Origin of the sequence: Ancylobacter sp. 3268 (assembly GCF_031456575.1) — a bacterium.
Taxonomy (GTDB): Bacteria; Pseudomonadota; Alphaproteobacteria; order Rhizobiales; family Xanthobacteraceae; genus Ancylobacter.
On record NZ_JAVDUX010000010.1, the window covers coordinates 178,212 to 196,602 of the forward strand.

The 18,391-nt window shown below is 64.9% G+C and carries 32 protein-coding genes; 9 read left to right on the forward strand and 23 right to left on the reverse strand.

Going from position 1 to position 18,391, the window contains the following annotated elements; all coding sequences use genetic code 11:
• From J2X65_RS15665 to J2X65_RS15675, 3 genes are all read right to left on the reverse strand, one after another.
• Nucleotides 1-1,863, reverse strand: a complete 1,863-nt coding sequence (locus tag J2X65_RS15665; protein WP_310202646.1) for a terminase TerL endonuclease subunit — start codon at nt 1,861-1,863, stop codon at nt 1-3.
• Nucleotides 1,811-2,230, reverse strand: a complete 420-nt coding sequence (locus J2X65_RS15670; RefSeq protein WP_310202648.1) for a P27 family phage terminase small subunit — start codon at nt 2,228-2,230, stop codon at nt 1,811-1,813. Before J2X65_RS15670 ends, J2X65_RS15665 begins: the two co-directional genes overlap by 53 nt.
• A gap of 138 nt (nt 2,231-2,368) precedes the next feature.
• Entirely contained in the window at nt 2,369-2,530 is a 162-nt protein-coding gene (locus tag J2X65_RS15675) for a hypothetical protein (protein ID WP_310202650.1), read from the reverse strand.
• Between the two features lie 231 nt (nt 2,531-2,761).
• On the opposite strand from J2X65_RS15675, the gene J2X65_RS15680 reads away from it, so the two are divergent.
• Entirely contained in the window at nt 2,762-3,010 is a 249-nt protein-coding gene (locus tag J2X65_RS15680; protein WP_310202652.1) for a type II toxin-antitoxin system RelE/ParE family toxin, read from the forward strand.
• A 15-nt stretch (nt 3,011-3,025) separates the two neighbouring features.
• Nucleotides 3,026-3,409, forward strand: a complete 384-nt coding sequence (locus tag J2X65_RS15685) for a helix-turn-helix transcriptional regulator (RefSeq protein ID WP_310202654.1) — start codon at nt 3,026-3,028, stop codon at nt 3,407-3,409.
• Nucleotides 3,410-3,696: 287 nt separating this feature from the next.
• Here the strand turns inward: J2X65_RS15685 and J2X65_RS15690 are convergent, their stop codons facing one another.
• From J2X65_RS15690 to J2X65_RS15760, 15 genes are all read right to left on the reverse strand, one after another.
• The gene (locus tag J2X65_RS15690; protein ID WP_310202656.1) at nt 3,697-4,386 is read right to left on the reverse strand and encodes a hypothetical protein; all 690 of its coding nucleotides are present in this window, start codon (nt 4,384-4,386) and stop codon (nt 3,697-3,699) included.
• A gap of 38 nt (nt 4,387-4,424) precedes the next feature.
• The gene (locus J2X65_RS15695; protein WP_310202658.1) at nt 4,425-5,441 is read right to left on the reverse strand and encodes a helix-turn-helix domain-containing protein; all 1,017 of its coding nucleotides are present in this window, start codon (nt 5,439-5,441) and stop codon (nt 4,425-4,427) included.
• Nucleotides 5,438-5,881 (reverse strand): XF1762 family protein, encoded by a 444-nt coding sequence (locus J2X65_RS15700; protein ID WP_310202659.1) that lies wholly within the window; start codon nt 5,879-5,881, stop codon nt 5,438-5,440. The genes J2X65_RS15695 and J2X65_RS15700 overlap by 4 nt, the downstream gene beginning before the upstream one ends.
• Nucleotides 5,878-6,693 carry a hypothetical protein gene (locus J2X65_RS15705; RefSeq protein ID WP_310202661.1) on the reverse strand — a complete coding sequence of 272 codons (816 nt, stop codon included), beginning with the start codon at nt 6,691-6,693 and terminating at the stop codon, nt 5,878-5,880. The genes J2X65_RS15700 and J2X65_RS15705 overlap by 4 nt, the downstream gene beginning before the upstream one ends.
• Before the next feature lie 101 nt (nt 6,694-6,794).
• The gene (locus J2X65_RS15710; protein WP_310202663.1) at nt 6,795-8,447 is read right to left on the reverse strand and encodes a DEAD/DEAH box helicase; all 1,653 of its coding nucleotides are present in this window, start codon (nt 8,445-8,447) and stop codon (nt 6,795-6,797) included.
• Nucleotides 8,444-8,803: a hypothetical protein gene (locus tag J2X65_RS15715; RefSeq protein WP_310202665.1), complete on the reverse strand. Its 360-nt coding sequence runs from the start codon at nt 8,801-8,803 to the stop codon at nt 8,444-8,446. The genes J2X65_RS15710 and J2X65_RS15715 overlap by 4 nt, the downstream gene beginning before the upstream one ends.
• Complete coding sequence (locus J2X65_RS15720) at nt 8,800-9,111, reverse strand: hypothetical protein (protein ID WP_310202667.1); 312 nt, start codon at nt 9,109-9,111, stop codon at nt 8,800-8,802. The genes J2X65_RS15715 and J2X65_RS15720 overlap by 4 nt, the downstream gene beginning before the upstream one ends.
• On the reverse strand, nt 9,108-9,713 hold the full coding sequence (locus J2X65_RS15725; protein ID WP_310202669.1) for an MT-A70 family methyltransferase: 606 nt from the start codon (nt 9,711-9,713) through the stop codon (nt 9,108-9,110). Before J2X65_RS15725 ends, J2X65_RS15720 begins: the two co-directional genes overlap by 4 nt.
• The gene (locus J2X65_RS15730; RefSeq protein ID WP_310202671.1) at nt 9,713-9,895 is read right to left on the reverse strand and encodes a hypothetical protein; all 183 of its coding nucleotides are present in this window, start codon (nt 9,893-9,895) and stop codon (nt 9,713-9,715) included. The genes J2X65_RS15725 and J2X65_RS15730 overlap by 1 nt, the downstream gene beginning before the upstream one ends.
• Nucleotides 9,896-9,973: 78 nt before the next feature.
• Nucleotides 9,974-10,951: a hypothetical protein gene (locus J2X65_RS15735; protein ID WP_310202673.1), complete on the reverse strand. Its 978-nt coding sequence runs from the start codon at nt 10,949-10,951 to the stop codon at nt 9,974-9,976.
• Nucleotides 10,948-11,316, reverse strand: a complete 369-nt coding sequence (locus tag J2X65_RS15740) for a helix-turn-helix domain-containing protein (protein ID WP_310202675.1) — start codon at nt 11,314-11,316, stop codon at nt 10,948-10,950. The genes J2X65_RS15735 and J2X65_RS15740 overlap by 4 nt, the downstream gene beginning before the upstream one ends.
• A complete protein-coding gene (locus J2X65_RS15745) occupies nt 11,294-12,133 on the reverse strand; it encodes a DUF6551 family protein (RefSeq protein ID WP_310202677.1) in 840 nt (279 codons plus the stop codon). The genes J2X65_RS15740 and J2X65_RS15745 overlap by 23 nt, the downstream gene beginning before the upstream one ends.
• 2 nt (nt 12,134-12,135) lie before the next feature.
• Nucleotides 12,136-12,417: a DUF2312 domain-containing protein gene (locus J2X65_RS15750; RefSeq protein WP_310202679.1), complete on the reverse strand. Its 282-nt coding sequence runs from the start codon at nt 12,415-12,417 to the stop codon at nt 12,136-12,138.
• A 78-nt stretch (nt 12,418-12,495) separates the two neighbouring features.
• Nucleotides 12,496-12,834, reverse strand: a complete 339-nt coding sequence (locus tag J2X65_RS15755; RefSeq protein ID WP_310202681.1) for a hypothetical protein — start codon at nt 12,832-12,834, stop codon at nt 12,496-12,498.
• A 41-nt stretch (nt 12,835-12,875) separates the two neighbouring features.
• A complete protein-coding gene (locus J2X65_RS15760) occupies nt 12,876-13,247 on the reverse strand; it encodes a hypothetical protein (RefSeq protein ID WP_310202683.1) in 372 nt (123 codons plus the stop codon).
• 230 nt (nt 13,248-13,477) lie between these two features.
• Here J2X65_RS15760 and J2X65_RS15765 point away from each other — a divergent pair, with 230 nt between their 5' ends.
• The gene (locus tag J2X65_RS15765; protein ID WP_310202685.1) at nt 13,478-13,651 is read left to right on the forward strand and encodes a hypothetical protein; all 174 of its coding nucleotides are present in this window, start codon (nt 13,478-13,480) and stop codon (nt 13,649-13,651) included.
• 53 nt (nt 13,652-13,704) lie between these two features.
• Here the strand turns inward: J2X65_RS15765 and J2X65_RS15770 are convergent, their stop codons facing one another.
• Together J2X65_RS15770 and J2X65_RS15775 are read right to left on the reverse strand one after the other, a co-directional pair.
• On the reverse strand, nt 13,705-13,971 hold the full coding sequence (locus J2X65_RS15770; protein ID WP_310202687.1) for a hypothetical protein: 267 nt from the start codon (nt 13,969-13,971) through the stop codon (nt 13,705-13,707).
• Nucleotides 13,971-14,225, reverse strand: a complete 255-nt coding sequence (locus tag J2X65_RS15775) for a helix-turn-helix domain-containing protein (protein ID WP_310202689.1) — start codon at nt 14,223-14,225, stop codon at nt 13,971-13,973. The genes J2X65_RS15770 and J2X65_RS15775 overlap by 1 nt, the downstream gene beginning before the upstream one ends.
• 85 nt (nt 14,226-14,310) lie before the next feature.
• Between J2X65_RS15775 and J2X65_RS15780 the strand changes: the two genes are divergently transcribed.
• Nucleotides 14,311-15,003 (forward strand): XRE family transcriptional regulator, encoded by a 693-nt coding sequence (locus J2X65_RS15780; RefSeq protein WP_310202691.1) that lies wholly within the window; start codon nt 14,311-14,313, stop codon nt 15,001-15,003.
• Between the two features lie 425 nt (nt 15,004-15,428).
• Here J2X65_RS15780 and J2X65_RS15785 read toward each other — a convergent pair whose 3' ends face one another.
• From J2X65_RS15785 to J2X65_RS15795, 3 genes are read right to left on the reverse strand one after another with little or no spacing between them, the layout of a single operon-like run.
• Nucleotides 15,429-15,677 carry a hypothetical protein gene (locus J2X65_RS15785; protein ID WP_310202693.1) on the reverse strand — a complete coding sequence of 83 codons (249 nt, stop codon included), beginning with the start codon at nt 15,675-15,677 and terminating at the stop codon, nt 15,429-15,431.
• On the reverse strand, nt 15,674-16,012 hold the full coding sequence (locus tag J2X65_RS15790; RefSeq protein ID WP_310202695.1) for a DUF3572 family protein: 339 nt from the start codon (nt 16,010-16,012) through the stop codon (nt 15,674-15,676). Before J2X65_RS15790 ends, J2X65_RS15785 begins: the two co-directional genes overlap by 4 nt.
• Entirely contained in the window at nt 16,005-16,238 is a 234-nt protein-coding gene (locus J2X65_RS15795) for a hypothetical protein (protein WP_310202697.1), read from the reverse strand. Before J2X65_RS15795 ends, J2X65_RS15790 begins: the two co-directional genes overlap by 8 nt.
• 245 nt (nt 16,239-16,483) lie before the next feature.
• Between J2X65_RS15795 and J2X65_RS15800 the strand changes: the two genes are divergently transcribed.
• The 5 genes from J2X65_RS15800 to J2X65_RS15820 all read left to right on the forward strand — a co-directional run bounded on the left by J2X65_RS15800 (nt 16,484) and on the right by J2X65_RS15820 (nt 18,330).
• Complete coding sequence (locus J2X65_RS15800; protein ID WP_310202699.1) at nt 16,484-16,768, forward strand: hypothetical protein; 285 nt, start codon at nt 16,484-16,486, stop codon at nt 16,766-16,768.
• Between the two features lie 366 nt (nt 16,769-17,134).
• On the forward strand, nt 17,135-17,272 hold the full coding sequence (locus tag J2X65_RS15805) for a hypothetical protein (RefSeq protein ID WP_310202702.1): 138 nt from the start codon (nt 17,135-17,137) through the stop codon (nt 17,270-17,272).
• A gap of 22 nt (nt 17,273-17,294) precedes the next feature.
• Nucleotides 17,295-17,681, forward strand: coding sequence for a helix-turn-helix transcriptional regulator (locus J2X65_RS15810; RefSeq protein WP_310202703.1), 387 nt, complete (start codon nt 17,295-17,297; stop codon nt 17,679-17,681).
• Nucleotides 17,678-17,923 carry a ribbon-helix-helix domain-containing protein gene (locus J2X65_RS15815; protein WP_310202704.1) on the forward strand — a complete coding sequence of 82 codons (246 nt, stop codon included), beginning with the start codon at nt 17,678-17,680 and terminating at the stop codon, nt 17,921-17,923. The genes J2X65_RS15810 and J2X65_RS15815 overlap by 4 nt, the downstream gene beginning before the upstream one ends.
• Nucleotides 17,920-18,330: a ProQ/FinO family protein gene (locus J2X65_RS15820; protein ID WP_310202706.1), complete on the forward strand. Its 411-nt coding sequence runs from the start codon at nt 17,920-17,922 to the stop codon at nt 18,328-18,330. The genes J2X65_RS15815 and J2X65_RS15820 overlap by 4 nt, the downstream gene beginning before the upstream one ends.
• Nucleotides 18,331-18,391 lie beyond the last annotated feature (61 nt).

Consider the following 18,391-nt stretch of genomic DNA (forward strand, 5'->3'; position numbering starts at 1 on the left):
TCACTCCGCATCGTCGGCAAGCAGGCGATCGACGGCATCTTCCGAATCCGCGAACGATTTGCCTGGCAGCTTCAACTCGGTATCGGCGGCGCCGACGGCCATGGCGATGGTGACAAGGCCGTCGATACGCCCGCGCGAGCGTGCCTTGTCGAAGGCCCTGTTGTTCTGACCGTCGCTGTCCAGTTGCGCGTTAGCGGCGCACGATGTGGTGACCGGCGACTGCTCGATGACGATCGTGCCGGACAGGATCCGGTCCTCAAGGCGCTCCACCGAGCGCGGCATGCACAACTGCTTGTCTTCGAACATGACGCGCTTGCCCTGAGCATGCTGGACAAGCATCAGTCCGCGGCCTCTCGGTTTGTTCGGCCCCTTCCAGCGCCATACAGGAAAGCCGATATCGAGGCAGGCCTGTTCGAAGTCCTCCATCTTCGCCGCGTCGAAGGCGAGGAACTGCACATCGTGCTCGGCGCAGAGGCGGCGCACCTCTGCGGCGACGAAGGTCTTGTCGATGATCGGCGCGTCCACGGCCGTCAGGAACTCGGCTTCGACCCACTCTTCATAGGGCGCCTGGTCCTCGCGTGCGCGGTCGGCGAGGCCCCGCTTGCGCGTCCAGTACCAGGTCTTTGCGAACAACAGCCCGTCATCGTCGATCCACACCGCCGTCAGGGCGGTGAAATCGTTCTTGTCGGACAGATCGAGCGCGAGCCAGCAGCGGTAACGACGCAATGCGGGAACGTCGACGACTCCTTGAACCTCCTGCCAGGCATCTTCGGCGATCCAGAAATCCGTCGCGCCGATCGGGATGCCGAAGTACAGCCGCTTCACGGACATTGCCGTGGACAGCAGCTGCTTCGCCGTCGCAACCATCCCCTCGATGTTTTCGCGAGGGAACGTCACGCCGAGGGCCGGCAACGATTTCGGCCAGCAATCGGGATTGTCGAAAACAGTCTCCCGATCCGCCTTGTCGACGCGGGCGATGAAGGCGAAGGCCTCATCATCGCGGAACTCGCCGCGCGCGACCTTCTGGTAGAACTCGCTGTATTCCGTCCCGACGATCTGGTTGGTACTCGGCGTGTTGGTGCCAAGGATCATGATCGCATCGCCCGGCATCTTGCCGATGGCGTTCTTCCAAATCTCGATCGACGTATTGCGCTTGAACTCGTGGATTTCGTCCGCCAGCACCGCGATCGGTCGAGGGCCGGAGATGGCCTCGCCATTGGCCAGCGACAGGAACTTCGAACCCGTGGCCGGATGCTCGATCTTCCACGCATTGTCCCCTTCGCCACGGATGACAACGCCCCCCTCCTCCTGATTTTCCAGGGTGTCGTCTTCGTCCTCTCCCGGCGGAATCGGCGCCCGGCACATCGCGACGGCATCCTTGAACAGGACGTTCGCCGTGTTCTTGTCCTGGCCGATGGCGAAGACCTCGGCGCGCGGCACGCCGTACCAGCCCATGAGATAGAGGCCGATCGCCGCCATGAACGGCGATTTCGCCTGCCCCTTACCTGTCTCAAGCCAGGCAGACCGGAACCTCATCCGGCCGCTGGCCTTGCGCCAGCCGAAGATGCTACCGCCACAGAACACATGCCATGGCAGAGGGTGGAACGGCTTCCCCGCCGCGGTCCCGGCCGTCACGCTCAGCATGGCGGGGAAAAAGCCCAGCGCGTGCGCCGCCTTATCCGGTCGCCAGATCAGCCCCCGCTTTTCGCCGTCCCGCAGGTCTCGCAGGTGCCGCTCCGCAGCGCCGCCGACCAGTTCGCCGGCGACTATTCGGCCGGCGAGGACATCGCGGGCCCAATCCGTCGTCGGATCATTTGACCTGACGGAGGTAGCTGTCCGCCGCGCGCGGGGCTTTTTTGGCACGCTGCACCTTCTGCGCCTTGCCACGCCGGACAGGAGAAATGCCGAGCTCGATTTCGAGCACGCGGATTTCCTCGCCCGCCTGGCGCATCACGGTCCAATAGGGGCTTGGCATGGGCACTTTCGAGCGACGAGCCTTCTGGATCGTCCCCATCTCGCAGACCTGCCGCGAGGCGCGCTCATATTGGACGCTGAAATCCACCAGGCGGCGGATCGCGTGATCGTTCGCGAGAACCAGCGTCCCCGCTTCCTGCATCTCGCGGACAACGATCGCCCAACGATCACGAGCGATCGCGATATCGAGCTCGTCGGTGAACAGCGACGTCCAGTCGGGCTCGGGCGGCGCGCCGTCTATGGAGGTAAACGTCATCCTCACCCCCTATGGGGGTGGCCGATACCCCCCTTCCAAAATCTGCTCGCAGTGCGAATGAAGGCCCCGGACGGTCAGGGCCCCGATCCCCCCGAAGATCGGACCCTCCCCCCTTCGTGGCTGCCTGCGGCCTGCCGGTCAGGGCCGGCGGCGGTTCCACGGGTGCGCCGGGTCACGCGGTCGACCGCGTTCGTCGGTGCCCTGCACGAACAGCGCGCCACCCCCGCGCCGGGCACCGCCAGCCGTTTCCTTCACCTTGCGGTCGTGGTTGCCGCACAGCGTGCGGGTGTTGGACAACACATCGAATGACGTCGGATGATCAACGTTTGGCCGTGTCTGGATGTGGTCGCAGACGATACTCTCGCGAGAGCCGCAGCCCGGCACGACGCACCGCCAGCCATCCCGCTCATGTGTCGCGCGCTTCAGAGCCCGCCAATGAGGGGTGCCGTAGTAGCTGTTTCGTGCCATGAAATGCACTGAATATCTCTATTAGCGATTGACAAGATTATCGCTTTATGCGATATTTACCTCATGAAACAGGTCGCTTACACCTCCACCGCAGCGAAGGCCCTCAAGCGCCACGGCAACCGGGCCGCTGCGATCCGCGCCAAGGTCGCACAGTACGCCGCCGACCCGGCCTCGCTGGCGAACAACGTCATCATCCTCACGGGTGTTGAGGCGCGGCGGCTGCGGGTGGGCGACTTCCGGGTGATCTTCACCGAAACCGCCACCACCGTTACCGTGCTCGATATCGGCCCGCGTGGCGGCATCTACGACTGAGAGGGACAGGAACCAATGACCGCCATCATGACCAAGAGCCCGGCCGGCGAGGACATCGTGATCCTCTCCCGCCCCGAATATGACGCCCTTGTTGCCGCCAGCGAGGATGCCGCCGACGCCCGCGCCGCTGGCGCCGTGCTCTCCCGCATCGAGGCCGGCACCGAGGCGCTGATCGCCGACGAGGATATGGACGCCTATCTCGCCGCCGCTACCCCGCTCGCCTTCTGGCGCAAGAAGCGCGGCCTGACCCAAGCCGCGCTGGCCAGCGCCACCGGCGTGGGTCAAGGCTTCCTCTCTGAGATCGAGAGCGGCAAGAAGACGGGCGATGTTGCCACGCTGAAGAAGATCGCCAATGCGCTCGGCCTGCGGATAGATGACATCGTCGCGGAAAATGAATGACCGGGCCGGGCAAACCCGGCTTAGGCGTGGCGTTCCGGCTCCTGTGCACTCGGAGGCGGTTCACACAGGTTTGCGCCGTTGACCCGCGCCGAATACGGGTGCGGACCTGTGCCGTTTCGCTGCGTCAGTCGGGGGCTTTGCGTCTCCGCGTGCCCTTCCACGTCGCCGGTCAACTATGAAGCCAAGAGCATCGGAGCTCCTGCCCAACAACAAAACGCCCGGCAAGCCATCTGGCCACCGGGCGTAATTCGCTGCGATCATGAATTTCGTCGGCAATTACGACTGATTCACCCGCTTTTGTCCAGCGCTGGTTCCGGGTCCGACGCGTCGTGCGCCACAATATTCACGATTCGCTCCTCATGCGGCCACACCGGCCTATCGTATCGGTGCCCCGCCACGCGGACGGGGAGTTCCTCGTCTGCCTTGGGCGGCGACCGCAGGCGCCAGAACCGCGCCAGCGCCGACAGGCCCTCTTTCAGCACGATGAGCTCGGCCTCGCCGCCTATGGGGCAATCATAGAGCACGACGGCTTCCAGCGTCCGGAACACGGCACGGTGATCAGACGTCCCTCGGAGGATGTTCATCGCCGAGCCGTGGTGACCGAGCACGCGCTCGCGCCGTTCCTCTTCGGTTTCCGGACGCTCCGCCGCTCCGACGTCGCCGTCACGGTCACCTCGGTCACCCGCCGCCATCGTGCCCAGGACCGTTGTGGTGGTGATCGGCGTGGCCATGATCTGGTGGAATTCCCCGATCAGCCGAAACCACCGCTCCGCCGCCCAATATTCCGCCTCGTCGATCCGGCCGGTCATGAACAGCCGGCCGATGGCGGTGGCGGCGCGCTGGTCCATTCGACGGTCCTTGCCGAGCCCGGCGCGATGCGGCTGGCTCATGACGACGGACCGGACATCGCCGAGACCGCGCTTCGCCCGCTCGTCGGTGGATTCGGAGAGCTTTCCGCTCGGCGTCCTCTTGCCCATCTTGCGCTTCCGACCCTTGGCCATCGAACTCCCCCACATCACGCTGAATCCCCTGCCGCCCGCTGAAGCAGGTCAGGCCCGTCGCGGCTCGGCGGCCATTCACTCGGCAAGTAGCGACCTGTGACCTCGCGGTCACGGCCGGCGAATGGCGCGGCGCGGTACACAATGGCCCGCAGCGGAAATCCAGCCTCGCTGGCTACTGCCTGCCATGCCGCCCAAGCACCCGTTCCATGCTCCACCAGAACGCCGCCGGAGAAGCCCGGCGACAGGGTGCGCCGAAGTGCTGCCACGGCCGGGCTGTCGGGGGGCCGAACGACGGATCCGGTGCTGAAATTGTCGAAGATGCGCCGACTCAAATAGGCCGACGGGTCAAGCATCTTGCGTGCCTTGGGCCGCTCCGAGCGGCAAGCGGAACGGTATGGCTCGATCGACGCCATCGCCTTCTGCCGATCATCGGGCGAGAGCTTTCGCCAACGTCGCCGCGCCGTGACCTTCGACGCCGTTGGAGGCGGAGCATATCGAGCGAAGAACGCCTCGAACTCCTCATCCCGATCGGTGTCTATCCCGCCAACCGCCCCCTTGGGGGCTATGGGGGATATTTTCTCTCTTTCCGTATTTGCTTCTTCTATATGCACAACCGGCTTTGCCGCGCGCGGCTTTTCAGGCTGTGGCCGGTACTTAGGTGTCGGATGAGCCACAACCGGATTTTCAGGCTGTGGCTCGGTCTCCGAGTTGACCTCGGAAGCACTATCCGTAGTGTCGTTCGGTTCGTCATACACAACATAGTCGATCCCGTTGAAAGCCCTAGTGACGGGGTCGCGCGTGCGTTCTCGTTTTATCCACCCGGCATCCACCAACTCGGCAACGACGCGCTGCGTCTTGTCCCGGCCGATGCGAAACCGCTCGCTGAGGTGCGACAGCTCGACGTTCCACGCCTCTGGCCGGCTGCGCAGATAGACAAGCACGCCGAGCGCCTCTGGCGAAAGGCGGTCGTCTTCCACCACGGCGTTCGGCAGCACGGTGAAGTTTCGGTTGTAGCGGCGGCGGATGATCACTGGGACGCCTCCCAGCGCAACTTGTCGAACAGAGGTCCCTCTTCGCGCGGTCGCGAGGGCGTGTTCCAGTGGCGACCCTTGACCTTGCCGACGACGCGGAAGCCTGCCCCGCGGAGGGATGAACCGCCTTCGCTGGCCAGCGTATAGGTGACTACCTTGCGAAACCCGCGTGAGAATGCCGCTCGGCAGGCGGCGCCCTTAACGAATGACACCGCGTTCCGGGTGCCATCGGTCGCCACGCGCAATATCTCCACGGTCAGGCCATCCTGAAGATGCCGCGCGACCGGGCGGCCAACGATGGACACGCCAACGAGCCGCCCATCCAATTCCGCACCGGTCGACCAGAGGTGACCGACGACCGGATCATTGTGACGATGGTGCTGATCGACAAAGGCATTCGCCTCATCGAGGGACAGCGGAACAAGGGTGAGGTGGCTCATAACCCGCACCCCGCTTCGCAGACCATAAGCATGCCTTGGCCGGCTTCCTCGTCGGTGCGCAGGTCGACCTGATCGAGAGGAACGCGATCCCGATGCAGGAACTCCTGCTCGCGCATGCCGGGCGTGGTGCGGATCAGGCGGTCGATCTCGACCGCGTCCGCCCATGCCTTCGGGTCGTTGTCGCGAAGCCAGCGCCATTCCGCATTCGTCTTGTAGGGGCAGTAGATGCATGCGCTCTTGGGCGGCACGGGAAAGCCGTGGCCTTCCAGCCACGACACGCAATCGCGCCGCGACATCCGCTTTTCTAACAGCGGATAGCGGTTCACAGTCCATGACGTGAAGGCCGCCCCTGCGCGCACTACTTCGTCAGTCGAAATGCCGATCCAAACCTCGCACGAACCGGCCGGGATGCGCTGGCGCGCCGCATAGCCAAGCAGTTCGCGCTGTTTCTTCTCCAGCGGCTCGATCTTGAACTCGCGCGTGCACTGGCGCTTTCCCTGCCCACCACGACCGTCCTTGCCGCCGGAGGTGAAGAATGGCGCAGAGACGAAGCGATCATTGTTGAGCACGCCGCGCCCGGCTGCCCGATTGCGGATGCGATCGGACAGCCGGCCACCTCGGCTGACGGTGTGCGTCTCCACACGGCCGTTGCTGTAGCGACGCACCTGCGCGTCGAGCCATTCGAGGTGGCGATAGGTCGCCTCGCTCTCGTCACCGGGATCGGCGTTGATGATGTGGTCGACCCACGGCAGTTCGCCGACGCACATCATCATGATCAACGCCGAGGACTGAATGCCGCCGCCGTTCGACATGACGCGCAGATTGGCGCCTTCGACCGGCCCCCAAGACCATCCACCACGACGGACACGGGGACGCTTTGGGCCGGGAGGAGTGGTGAGTGCGAATTGCTCCGTCACTCTGCCGCCCTCCGGCTGAGGTAACTCTCGGCAAGCGCGCGGATGCGGCTGTCGTCGGAATGCACCTGGACGATGCCCTTGCCGGGATCGACGATGCCCTGCGCCTGGCTGGACTTGAGCCCGAGCGTCGACACCACCAGCGGATCAGAGCCACCATTGGCGTGCAGGTAGATGCCGGTGACCTCCCGCGTCTGGCCTGGGCGATCGAGGCGGCCGAAGATCTGCTCATGCACTTTGGGCGACCAATCGAGCTCGCCGATGACGACGGTACGGCAGCGATGCTGCAGGCCGTCGAGACCGGCGCCGGACCGCAGGGAGATGATCATCAGGTCGGTCTCGCCGCTGATGAACGCCGCCTTCGCCTTGTCCTTCTGGGTGGTGCTCTCGGTGCCGGTGTAGAGCCGCGGCTTGAAATCCTTCAGCTCCTTCAGCCAGATGTCGTAGACGTCGCGGTGCCAGCCGGCCAGCAGCACCGGCTCGCCGGCTTCCAGCAGCATGCGGACATAGGCGGCGACATGGCGGGCCTTGGCGGTGCCGGTCACCATGCGGGCGAAGGCATCGAGCTCGCGCGCCGCCTGGCCGCGCTCGGCGAAGCTGCCGGACACGACCTTCATGGCGAGCGTGCGCATCAATGACAGAGCGTCGGCCTCGACCTCTTCGTCATAGTCGACCTCGACGGTGAGGGTGTTGATTGGCGCCCCGGTGCGCTCGCGCCGCAGCACCAGCTGCAGTTCGCGCAGATAGGTGCCGAGCGCATCGGGATCCTTGACGATCCACTTGCCGTTCTTGCCGGTGCACCACTCGCGGATGAAATCGTCCTGGGCGCCCAACGCACCCGGCTCGATGGCCTCGACGACGTTGAAGATCTCGCCGCCGTAATTGTAGACCGGCGTCGCCGAGAGGCCGATGCGCAAGCCGGCCGCCGCGGTGAATATCGCCGCGGCGCTGCCCTTGCCGGTCTTCCGGCCGTGACGAAGCTCCTGCACCTCGTCATATACGACGGCCTTGAACAGGCCGGTCCTGGCGACGTCGACCCATCCGATGATGTTCGAATAGCTGAAGACGTAGATGTCCGCCTCCGGCAGGTCGTAGGGGCGACCGCCCTTGATGATGTGCGCGCGCAGGTGGGTGAACTTCTCTATGTATTCCTTCACCCATTGGGTGCGCAGGTGCGGCTGCACGACGATGGCCGCCGGCAGGTGCTCGCCATCGACCAGCGCGCCGAGCGCCGACACGGTCTTGCCGAGCCCGACGTCATCGAGAAGCAGGAGGCGCTTCTTGAGCCTCGCCAGCTCTACGGCCTGCGCCTGATAGCGATAGAGTTCCCTGCCCTCCCGGAAGCCGGCCGCCGCCGGCGGAGACCAATCCGGCATGAGGATCCGCTCGACATCGTCGCGTGCCGTGGCGAAGGCCCGGCAGCCGCCGAGCAGGCGCTCGCGGTCGGCATCGGCGATGTCCATGGGATAGCGGTGCAGGAACCATTCGAGGTCCGTCGCGGTCGCTTCCGTCGCGGGGAAGAAGAACGGCCCGGCCGAGCCCTTGTGGATGTGTGGGAACATGGCCTTGAGCCGGATGGCGACATGCGGCTCCAGCTTCTCCATGCGCCAGCGCGCGCCGTCGAAGGCTATCTGCCCATAGGTGCGGATCACAGCCAGGCCCTCCCCAGATTGAAGACGGCCGTCGGCTTGCCGGCGAGCGCCGGGGGAAAGCCCATCGCGACGTTGGTCACCAGCAGAACGGCGCTGACACATTCGTGGGCGGCGTAGCGCTCGCATTGGCGCAGGATGGCGCGGCGCTGGCCCTTAATCTTCACTTCGACAGCCGTGCCGCCGATCATGAAGTCCACGATGTCGCCCGGGGCGAGCGTCACCTCGCGGCGGAATTCCAGCCCGGCCGAAGTGAAGCGCTCTGCCATGGCCGCCTGGAGCTCCTTCTCATCGTGGAGAGGAAACCGGACGCCGGTGAGCGTGCGATAGATCGGAATCGTCCCTCCGGTCAGCGTCACCTCGCGCCTCCTTCAAGGATGCGGTCGAGGAGGATGCCGACAAGGCCCAGCGAGGCGCCGGCGGCGTTCTGCCGGATGCTCTTGCGTAGCGTCTCCGGCGTGACGCCGTGCTGGAGCGCCAGTGAGATGCTTACAGCTGCATCGGACGCGAAGATTTCGGCATCCGAGCCGATCTTGGTGCCGTCGATGAACACCTCGCCGACACGGCCGTCGTCGTAATAGCCGAAGGTCACGGTGTAGCGGATGCCGGCAACCACGATCTCGAAGGCCTCGGAGGAGCGGCGGTCCGGAAGTCGCTCGCGCGTCATGCCGCCACCTCGCCGAACTTGTCGGTTTCATTGCCCCAGCAGTCCCACCCCTCCCGGCGCTGGCGGGCGAATATCTCGACATAGGGGCCGGGCGCGAATTTCTGCACCCGTTCGTAGAACTCCTCGGGCTTTCGGCTGTGCTCGCGCCGCGCCGACAGGATCACCTCGAACACGCTGGCGCTGAGGCGCTTCGGCTTGCCTATCCTCGCCAGCAGGCAGAACTCGGCATTCTTCCGCGTCGTGTAGCCCTGCCCGACATGGAAGCAGTTGCGCGGATAGAAGAGCGGCTCGCCGGCGCGGCCGAACCGCAGATGCGTTTTCAGCCAGACGAAGCCCATGCCGGAATAGCGAAAGCGATAGGCCTTCAGGATGGTGAAGGCCTTCGGCAGCTTCGGCCCCGTCGTCCAGAAGAACAGCCAGCAACCAGCAGGATCTGCCAGGGCGCGCACCGGCAACGCGGCGATGTCGTCATCGGTCATCCGCTTGTAGTGCTGCGGCCGGCGCTTGGTGCCGGCGACGAACTTGTGCGGCGCGTCGATGCAGATCACGCGATAGCCGGGCGACATGCCTTCGAACGGGCCGAGATCGATGGGGCGGGTCATCAAGAGGGCTTCCTCCGAGCCCGGAACCACACGCCGCACACCGCCGAGCGGGTCATGCCGAACCGCTTTGCGACTTCCGAGGACGTGCACGTGCCGCGCAACATGATGATGGCCCTGCGCTCTTCGGCCGTGCGCTTGGCGCCGGTCTGCCACACGTCGGCTTTCCAGGGGATCTGGCTCATTCGGTCACCCGAATGCCTGCCCTGGTCGCCGGGATGTCGGAGGTGGCCGGGGGAGTTGGAGAGATCCATGCCGGCACCTCAATGCTGCAGGAAGGCGATGCGCCGGCGGCTTTGCCAGCACAGCGCACAGGTGGAACAGGAATCGGTCTTGCCGACCTGCTGCGGGCACAGCACGGCGTCGGCGGGGACCTGGCGGGGATGTTCGACGGTGACGGTGGCGCACTCGTCCACCGGCGCATTGGAGAAGCGAATGGCGAAGCGATCCCAGCGCGCCAGCACCAGCCGCACCAGTGCGGAAGCTATGGGATCGCGACGGCCGTCGATGCGAGCGGTGAAGCCGAAGACATGCAGCGCCGGAAATCGGTCGATGAACGCCGCCCAGAGGTCGACATAGGCGACCGAGTAGAAGTCGCCGAGCACGTGCAGGCGCACCGCGAAGCCGGCCGGATGACGCGACTGAAGCACCGCGAGTTCATGCCCGAGGCGATCCTCCAACGCCCTGCCGGCCTGCACCCGCTTGGCGTGGTGCATGTTGTTGCCGTAGCAGCTGCGCCAATGCCGGCAGCTATCCGGGCAGGTCGCCCTCTCTTCCAGCGTGAGTGTGTAGACCGGGAAGCCGGCCCAGGCGCCCTTGGCGATCGCGCCACCGATCTTCCAGTGGTTGACACCCGAGACGAGCACGTTCAGCAATCTGTCGACCGGCGTGACGGTCGCTGGGTAGATGGTCCGGTCCTCGCTCAGTGCGGGATGGTCGACGGGCGGGATCCGGACGGACCGTTCGGTTGCCGTCTTAGGGGCGAAGCGGCTTGGCGGGCGCTTCTCGCCCCCCTTCGCCCGGCGCCTCAGCCCGAGCTTCGCCCGTTTCATGGCGACCAGCTGCCGCGAGCACCCGAATTCCTCCGCAATCTCGGCATCGGACTTGTCGGCCTCGAAGGCTTGGCGCAGCTCCGCGGCAGGCAGCTTCTCCCGCGGGCCGCGCCGCGCCGGCGCCGGGAATGGCACCACGGACGGTCGGTCGAGCGGGTTGAGCAGGTTCGGCAGGATCCGGCCCGTCATGGCGTCAATCCCAGCGATCGGGCGAGTTCGGCTCGGCCGCGCAGTTCCCAGCCAAGTCCGTGCCGCGTCGTGATCACGATGCCGAAGGGCGTCAGCTTCTTGCGGATCTTGCAGATGAAGACGTCGGCGATCTTGGTATCGGGCTCATCACGGCCGTCCGCCCGATAGAGAGCGGCCATCACCGCGGCCTTGGTGGCGAGCTCGCGCTTGAGCAGCACGCCGCAGACGCAGGCCTCGCTCCTGGTCAAACGCCACTCGACCGGCGCGGGGAAGGTGACGCCGAGGACCGCTTCCAATTGATCGATGCGCTGCCGGAGGCGGTCGTTCTCCGCCTCGAGCGCATCAGCTCGTGCGTTTGCGTCCACGCGACTGCCTCTTGAACCAGATGACGCCCAGCGCGCGCCAGAGCGGCACGGAATGAGCGGCGGCGAACATCTTTGCCTCCTTCTCCGCCTCGGGCCCGAGCGTCATGATGACGTCGCGGATGGCATCCGGTGTCACCTCGCCGCTGTACTCGGGATCGGTGAGCAACATCTCGACGGCCTTGACCGCCGCGGCGCTGACCGGCGCCATGCGCGCGGCGCCGAGTATTTCGAGCATCTGCCGCGCCTTCATGGCACCGCGCCGGTTGATCAGCCTGCCGATGGCGCCTACCGCCATGGTGTCGCCGGGCTTGAAGAAGCCGCTGCCGGGTGGCACGCGGAGCACCCGGATGTTCGCGCGCCGGCACACCTGGTCGATGGTCATGGCGTCGGGATCCTCAGCCGCCACCGCCGCGAAGTGCATCTGGGTGGCGGTCACCGCGATCCGGTCGCGGTTATGGCCGATGAAGGCCAACGCCCGCGCCGCGCGGCTATCCGCCTCCACGATCATGATCGGGATTGACGATATGGCCGGGTGCGTCGCCGCGGCGATCGCGGTGTGCTGGCCGTCGATGATGTCAAAGCCTTCCGGCGTCTCGACAACGATCGGACATTTGAACCGCCGCCAGTCCCAGTCGGCCACGATGCGGCGGATGAGGTGTACGGACCGCTCCGACAGATTGCGCTGGTAGCTTTCGTCGACGAACAGCGTCGTCGGATCGACCCACCGGAATTCCGGCTGTTGCGCCAGCTCCGGCTCGCCACCAGGTTCGATGCCCGGCACTCCAATGGGCTGAATTGGTCGACGCGCGCCGCTCATGGCTACGCGCCCACCATGCCGAGCGCCTGAAGGTACAGGTCAAGGATCGCCTCGTGCTCGGCGCGCTGGTCGGCGTCCTGCTTGCGGATCTTCAGGATCTCGCGCAGCGCCTTGACGTCGAAGCCGGTTCCCTTGGCTTCGGCGAACACCTCCTTGATGTCCTCGGAAATGGTCTTCTTCTCTTCCTCGAGACGCTCGATGCGCTCGATGAAGGATTTCAGCTGCTCCTTGGCGAAGCCGGCCGCGGCGTCGGACAAGGGTTGATCGTTGGGTATGTCGGACATGCGTTCTCTCCCGGCCGCGTGCGGCCCTATGCCGAAGAAGGTCCGGAGCCAGGGCGGGCGCCGGGATGAAGCGGCCCTTCAGCCCTCGAGGCAGCAGGCCGCGGGCGAGCTGATCCCCGACGGGCCGGCCATCTGCCGTCGCCAATCGAAGCGAGCGCGATCGAGGATGTGAGGCCGGATATCCGGCGGCGGGCATCGGTGCTCGCTGCGCAACGCGGCCAGCAATCGATCTGTGCCGGCCTGCTGACAATTGACGGCGGTCCTGCCGGCATCCATGGGATCGAAGGCAAGCCCAAGGCGACGGGCGCGGTCTGCGACGGCACATGGCGATATGCGCTGGAATCGCGCGCTGAGCTCGCGGGAGGCGGCGACGAAGGTCATGTCGCGCGCCATCATCTCGGTCAGGGCATCATCCATACCGGCCGGCCATGGGCGGATGCGGTAGGGCCCCCGCCTATTCATCGGCGCGCCTCCGCACCCAACGCGGCACGAGCCGCCGCAATGTGCGCATCCACCTCCGCCAGGTCGCGTGTCGAGCTGTGGCCAGCTTGTGCCGCAATGACAGCTCGCTCGTGCTCGAGCTTGGCGATTTCGGCACAGAGCCACCTGTCGGCGGCCGCCAGGAGCGTTCTGTAGACATGAGCTTTGATCGCCTTGATGCGCCGGCGGCGGATGTTCTCCAGCGTGCCGACGGCGAGGCCGACATGACGCGCCACGATGGGGCGGACTTCTGAGACTGAAAGGCCGGTGCGCGCCGCCTCCGCCTTCTCCAGGCGGATGACCAGCGCCGCGGCGTAGTCTTCGTCACGAAGGGGCTTCAGATGGATCATTTGTCCATCACCGATGGATGAATCTGCCAAGTCTTCCGTGCTCCTCTGAGAACACGGAAGCGGTTGGACAGAGGAGTTCGCAGGGAATGAGAGAGCAGCGCCCGATCATCAGCATGGACGGCGAGACCGGGCGCCAAGGTACGCCGCGAGGGAAGTGCGGCCGGGAACGAACGAACATGTGCAGCACCAGCGAGCTGGCAGGCCCGCCGCTGCGGAAGAGGACGTGACGAATGACGAAGTCGGTGGCGGCGGCGATCCTCGCCTATGTGGTCTGCCTTGGCAGAGGCGACCCGGTGAGGACGCTGCAACAGCTCGAAGCGCATGCTGGGTACAGCGGAGACGTTGAACTGATGGAGATCGCCGGCATGGCGCAGGCGATCCTCATGCAGGAGGTGGGCGGCTGAAACGCGGGTATCAGACCTGCAAGTTCTGGCAATTGACTGGGCCATGAAGCTGATCACCGCCGCAAAGTACGATTTGCTCGATGGATCAAGCCCATCCGTTGAGACATTGACTGATCAAAGCTGACGTCGGCGCGCACCCGGCATTCTTCGGACTGCGGCTGCTCCAGTTGCTGGACGTACTTGTGCCCGCCATTGACCGGCGCCGGCAGCTTGCCGAGCACGTCACAGGCTGCGTCGTATGTAGGGAACGGGCCGATGTGACGGGTGGCAAGGTTGAGATCTTCGCCGTCCATCTTGAAGACAATGATGAAGGCGCCCATCACGACGCTCCACCCTGCGGGGAGCGGGCTTCGCCCATGTGTTCGGGGGCTTCAAAGAACCACGCGTCGTTCCACTGGAGGCCGCGTTTCAGGGCTTCTGCGCGGATGAGCGCCATTTGTGACCGGTCCGGATGCAGATCTCCCTTTTCCCATCGGGAAACGGTCGCCTGCGACGTGCCAGCTATGGCGGCAAGCGCCGCTTGAGATACGTCGAGCACCGATTTGCGGATGAGAAGCATCTGGTTCATGCGCATGAACATACTCATGTGCATGAGAAAGACAAGTCCATCATACACTCACGCATTGGATTTTGCTAATGCACTCACGTATGGCGGTAATATGAATGTCGCCGCGACAGTGAACGCAATCTTGAAGGCGAAGGGCTGGATCCATCAGGATATGGCCGATGCCATGGGCGTCAGCCAGCCGGCGGTCACTCGATGGGCTGCCGGCAAGAGCTTTCCTCGCGGCGAAAGCTACGTGAAGCTAATGGAGTTGGCGAAGTCGGTTCTGGAAGACGAACCGGTGGACGAAGCCCGCCCAGTCCGCGCCGCCCTCGTCTCGACGCCTCTTTCGGGCCAGGTTAGCGCCGGCCTCTTCCAGGAGGTTGACGAACTCGAAAACCAGGATCCTGATGAGGTCCTGGCGCAGAGGGACCCGCGCTACCCCCGGGCGCGAACTCTGGTCTTCGACGTCGGCGGCAATTCCATGAATGCCTTCGATCCTCCGATCCCCGACGGTTCCCGGGTCAGCGGCCCGGCCTTCGAAGACATCAACGAGAAGCTGCAGAACGGCATGGCCGTCGTGATCGAGCGCAGGTCCGCCGACGGACAGATGCGGGAATGGTCCGTCAAGGAGCTCGAGGTGCGCGATGACGGCTACACCTTTCATCCTCGCTCGACTGATCCTCGCTACAAGCCGATCTTGGTGGACACAAATCTGCAAGCCGATGACGGCAAGACGGTGGAAATCATCGCCCTTGTCGTCGATGTGACGCGACCGGTACGTTGGCGGAGCGGCAGCTCGCGTTGATCAATGCATGACAGAATATCGGGCCAAGACATGACACCTCGCAAATGCACCACCGGAATGCTTGCAGTTTTGGCCCCTCTCCTGATGACGGCGTGCGCTGGCAGTCAGATGCAGTTGCGCCTGCTGGAAACAGATGGCTCCGTTCGTGTCACGCCATCGGCTGAACCAAACGCCGACTTCACGGTACTAATCCGGAACACCGTTGATTTCGGATACAATCCCGATGATCGCGCCACACGGGAGAAAACTGCCCTCAATCTGCTAAGCACACAGTGCCCCCAGGGGCGCATCGCTGGCGAGACAACGATCGAAACCGGGACGTACGGTACGGGGCGGCCTGCGCGAACTTACGCCGTCCATGTCAAATGCAAGCCATAGCTGGCATCAGGTAGCACTGCTGCGCGCAACACCTTGGCGAACCGTTTTCACGAGCCGCCCAACATTCCTTCCGGCACTTTGCCGAACGAAGCGATCAGGATCGGCTCGTCGGCATCGTCGCTCTCGTGGTCCACTTCTCGAGAGAAGGCGACCGCTCCGAGCTTGACCAGACTGAGCCGCCTGGCCACGCGCTCAGCATCCTCAGCAGACCGCACCTCCATTGGGATACCGGCCTTGATCGCACCACGCTTACCAGTCTCAAACGGCTGGACGACATAGAAAGTCTTCTTGCTCATTTCACTCTCCGTGGCGGGATGGGAAGACGCACGACGTTGGAGCTCGGCTCCTCACGCTTAGGTTTGCGAAGTGCGTACTGCGCCATGCTCAGATCGGCCGGATGCAGGGACAATTCGGATAAGATGATCGCCACCAGGGCTGGGTCCTCGGCCACATAATCCACTACACCCGCCAAAAAGCGCTCGTCGTCTGCGAGGACGCGAACAGCGCGCGGCGCAATCCCGGTCACGGTCAGGAACCGTTCCAGCCTCGACGGGTCCTTCGCTATTGAACCCAGCACAGCGATCGCTATCCATTCCGCCCGGTCGCGGTTGATTGGACGCGGATCAAGCATCAGCCGGCTCCTTCACCTCAACGGCCGCCACAATGACGCCGATCGGTGCCTCGCAGGCCTTGCACTGGAACCGCTGATCCCGAAGGAACTGGCTTTCAAGAAGATCGTCCACGCACTCCGGCGCATCTTCGGCGGCCGGAACAGCCAGCCTATGCACGGTGTCCACTCGGCAGTTGAAGCAGCGCACCTTGAGCTTGAAGTGGGCTCCAATTCGGTCGTTCGCCATGGTCGTCAGCCTCAAAATGTTCCCTCTATGTTCTCATCCTGTTAACGTTTGTCGCGAGAGTCGAGTCGATTCGACATACCCCATCGCATAATTTTTCATGCAAACGCGCATTATTTCGCTTGCACCATTCATGCACATAAGTATGTTTATGCCATCGCAGCACGACGCGGCGATACCCGCTCCGGGGCCCCTTCGCCCCCAGCCCAGTCCCGGAGCGGGCAGCCGTCGTCTGGATGGAGAGCGACATGCCCGCCCGACCCGAAATCATCCAAGCGACCGTCTCTCACGGCCCCGATGGCCGACTGATCATCGACAGTGACGGGAAGGCGGAATTCGTCGCCCCAAACGGCATCCGCTTCTATATCGCGCTCGACGGCAACGACTTGTGGGTGCACGTCTCTGCACCGGAGGGGTGGAGCCCGAAGCCCGTCGAGTTCGAGCACAACGCCGGCAATGAAGGCTGGCTGAAGACGGGGCTCCGCCTGCCGGTCCCCGCAACGCCCCTCCCCCTACGCGCGAGGGCCGCGTGATGCCCCGGCTCGACCCTTCCCCCTTCTGGATGGTCTACGGTTTCGGCCAGCGCGCGCCGGTGGTGCGGCACAAGTCCTTTGAGAGCGCGGACACTGAGGCGAAGCGCCTCGCCAGGCTCAATCCCGACATCGAGTTCTTCGTGCTCGGTACCGTGAGCATGAGCGTTCATCGCACGGTCGAGACGGTGGCGATCCCGCTGCCCCCCGGATTGCCGCTCTGCAGCCCGGCGAGCGCACGCCGGTCGAGGATCCCGACATCCCTTTCTGAACTCCGGCGGTTCTCCCCACCCGCCCGGCCGGGCGCGCCTTCCTCCCGCCAGCAATGGATCAACTGGGCCCGGCCGCCCTCCCTTTCTGGATATCGCCATGTCCGACCGCGGCAACCTTTCCCCCGACGTGCAGCGGACGATCCGCAGGACCGAACTGTTCTGGCTCGCCCTGCTGGTGATCGGCGTCATCCGGGCCGGCCTCGCCTTCCACGCCTACCTCACCGCCGCGCCCTGAGCCGGCTGAACAGGAGCCTTCCATGCCCCGCATTGATCGCTGCCACACCATGGAAAAAGAGATCGGACGACGTGTCCGCGCGGCGCGCTGCCAGGCCGGGATGAGCCAGGCGCGCCTGGGCGAGCATCTCGGTCTCACCTTCCAGCAGATCCAGAAATACGAGAACGGCAGCAACCGAATTTCGGCGAGCGCCCTCGTCCGTCTCGCCAAGGTCCTGGGCACCACGCCCGGGGAGTTGCTGGCGGGGCTCGGCGAGGATGACGAGAGCGCGCCGCGCCCGGTCACCAATCGCCAGGCCATCGAATGCGCGCGCCTCGTCGAGGCCATGCCGCCGAAGGCGCGCATCGGCGCGGTGCAGACGCTGCACGCCATCGCCATGGCGTTCCGCCCCGCGGGCGTCGCGGCATGAGCGCGGCCTCCTCCCTGACCCGGAGCGCGGTCGTAAAGCGCTCCATCGTCATCGCCGGTCACAAGACCAGCGTCTCGCTCGAGGATGCCTTCTGGGAGGCGATCAAGGAGATCGCTGAGGACGCCAAGCGCACACTCTCGGACCTGGTCGCCGAGATCGACGGCCAGCGGGGCAACGCCAACCTTTCGTCCGCCATCCGCCTGCGGGTGCTGGCGCACTATCGACAGGCATCCCGGCCATGACGGTCGCCACGCTCGCCTCCCCCAAATCCAAGGGCCGCAAGCGCGCGGACCGGCTGCGGGACCGGCGCTATGCCACCGAGACCCGTGAGCAGCTGGCCCAGCGTTTCCCTCGCTGCTTCATGCCGAAGGGCGCGCCGAAATTGCCGCTCAAGATCGGCATCTATCACGACCTCAAATTGGCGGCACCGGACATCAGCAGCCGGCGCCTGCACCTCGCCCTTCGCGATTACACCGGCGGGCCAACCTATCTCGCCGCGCTGCGTGAGGGCGCGCACCGCCTCGGCCTCGATGGCTGGCCGGACGGGATAGTCAGTGCCGATCAAGCCGCTGACGCCAGACGTCGGCTCAGCAGCAAGAAGCGCCGCATCGCCAAGGAACATGCCGATGATCAAGACCGTGCTGCATGAAGCCGCGGCGCTCGGCGCCCTGGTTCTGTTCGTATCCGCCGTTCTCCTGTGGAGCGGCATC

Excerpts from the sequence above, each read along its gene's own strand:
- J2X65_RS15820 (WP_310202706.1), top strand. The coding sequence starts at position 17,920 with ATGACGGTCGCCACGCTCGCCTCCCCCAAATCCAAGGGCCGCAAGCGC.
- J2X65_RS15750 (WP_310202679.1), bottom strand. The coding sequence starts at position 12,417 with ATGTCCGACATACCCAACGATCAACCCTTGTCCGACGCCGCGGCCGGC.
- J2X65_RS15755 (WP_310202681.1), bottom strand. The coding sequence starts at position 12,834 with ATGGATGATGCCCTGACCGAGATGATGGCGCGCGACATGACCTTCGTC.
- J2X65_RS15690 (WP_310202656.1), bottom strand. The coding sequence starts at position 4,386 with ATGGGCAAGAGGACGCCGAGCGGAAAGCTCTCCGAATCCACCGACGAG.
- J2X65_RS15800 (WP_310202699.1), top strand. The coding sequence starts at position 16,484 with ATGCCCGCCCGACCCGAAATCATCCAAGCGACCGTCTCTCACGGCCCC.
- J2X65_RS15810 (WP_310202703.1), top strand. The coding sequence starts at position 17,295 with ATGCCCCGCATTGATCGCTGCCACACCATGGAAAAAGAGATCGGACGA.
- J2X65_RS15730 (WP_310202671.1), bottom strand. The coding sequence starts at position 9,895 with ATGAGCCAGATCCCCTGGAAAGCCGACGTGTGGCAGACCGGCGCCAAG.
- J2X65_RS15785 (WP_310202693.1), bottom strand. The coding sequence starts at position 15,677 with ATGAGCAAGAAGACTTTCTATGTCGTCCAGCCGTTTGAGACTGGTAAG.
- J2X65_RS15760 (WP_310202683.1), bottom strand. The coding sequence starts at position 13,247 with ATGATCCATCTGAAGCCCCTTCGTGACGAAGACTACGCCGCGGCGCTG.
- J2X65_RS15780 (WP_310202691.1), top strand. The coding sequence starts at position 14,311 with ATGAATGTCGCCGCGACAGTGAACGCAATCTTGAAGGCGAAGGGCTGG.
- J2X65_RS15815 (WP_310202704.1), top strand. The coding sequence starts at position 17,678 with ATGAGCGCGGCCTCCTCCCTGACCCGGAGCGCGGTCGTAAAGCGCTCC.
- J2X65_RS15680 (WP_310202652.1), top strand. The coding sequence starts at position 2,762 with ATGAAACAGGTCGCTTACACCTCCACCGCAGCGAAGGCCCTCAAGCGC.
- J2X65_RS15795 (WP_310202697.1), bottom strand. The coding sequence starts at position 16,238 with ATGGCGAACGACCGAATTGGAGCCCACTTCAAGCTCAAGGTGCGCTGC.
- J2X65_RS15725 (WP_310202669.1), bottom strand. The coding sequence starts at position 9,713 with ATGACCCGCCCCATCGATCTCGGCCCGTTCGAAGGCATGTCGCCCGGC.
- J2X65_RS15805 (WP_310202702.1), top strand. The coding sequence starts at position 17,135 with ATGTCCGACCGCGGCAACCTTTCCCCCGACGTGCAGCGGACGATCCGC.
- J2X65_RS15745 (WP_310202677.1), bottom strand. The coding sequence starts at position 12,133 with ATGAGCGGCGCGCGTCGACCAATTCAGCCCATTGGAGTGCCGGGCATC.
- J2X65_RS15770 (WP_310202687.1), bottom strand. The coding sequence starts at position 13,971 with ATGGGCGCCTTCATCATTGTCTTCAAGATGGACGGCGAAGATCTCAAC.
- J2X65_RS15705 (WP_310202661.1), bottom strand. The coding sequence starts at position 6,693 with ATGTCGAACGGCGGCGGCATTCAGTCCTCGGCGTTGATCATGATGATG.
- J2X65_RS15735 (WP_310202673.1), bottom strand. The coding sequence starts at position 10,951 with ATGACGGGCCGGATCCTGCCGAACCTGCTCAACCCGCTCGACCGACCG.
- J2X65_RS15790 (WP_310202695.1), bottom strand. The coding sequence starts at position 16,012 with ATGCTTGATCCGCGTCCAATCAACCGCGACCGGGCGGAATGGATAGCG.
- J2X65_RS15720 (WP_310202667.1), bottom strand. The coding sequence starts at position 9,111 with ATGACGCGCGAGCGACTTCCGGACCGCCGCTCCTCCGAGGCCTTCGAG.
- J2X65_RS15700 (WP_310202659.1), bottom strand. The coding sequence starts at position 5,881 with ATGAGCCACCTCACCCTTGTTCCGCTGTCCCTCGATGAGGCGAATGCC.
- J2X65_RS15775 (WP_310202689.1), bottom strand. The coding sequence starts at position 14,225 with ATGCGCATGAACCAGATGCTTCTCATCCGCAAATCGGTGCTCGACGTA.
- J2X65_RS15670 (WP_310202648.1), bottom strand. The coding sequence starts at position 2,230 with ATGACGTTTACCTCCATAGACGGCGCGCCGCCCGAGCCCGACTGGACG.
- J2X65_RS15685 (WP_310202654.1), top strand. The coding sequence starts at position 3,026 with ATGACCGCCATCATGACCAAGAGCCCGGCCGGCGAGGACATCGTGATC.
- J2X65_RS15765 (WP_310202685.1), top strand. The coding sequence starts at position 13,478 with ATGACGAAGTCGGTGGCGGCGGCGATCCTCGCCTATGTGGTCTGCCTT.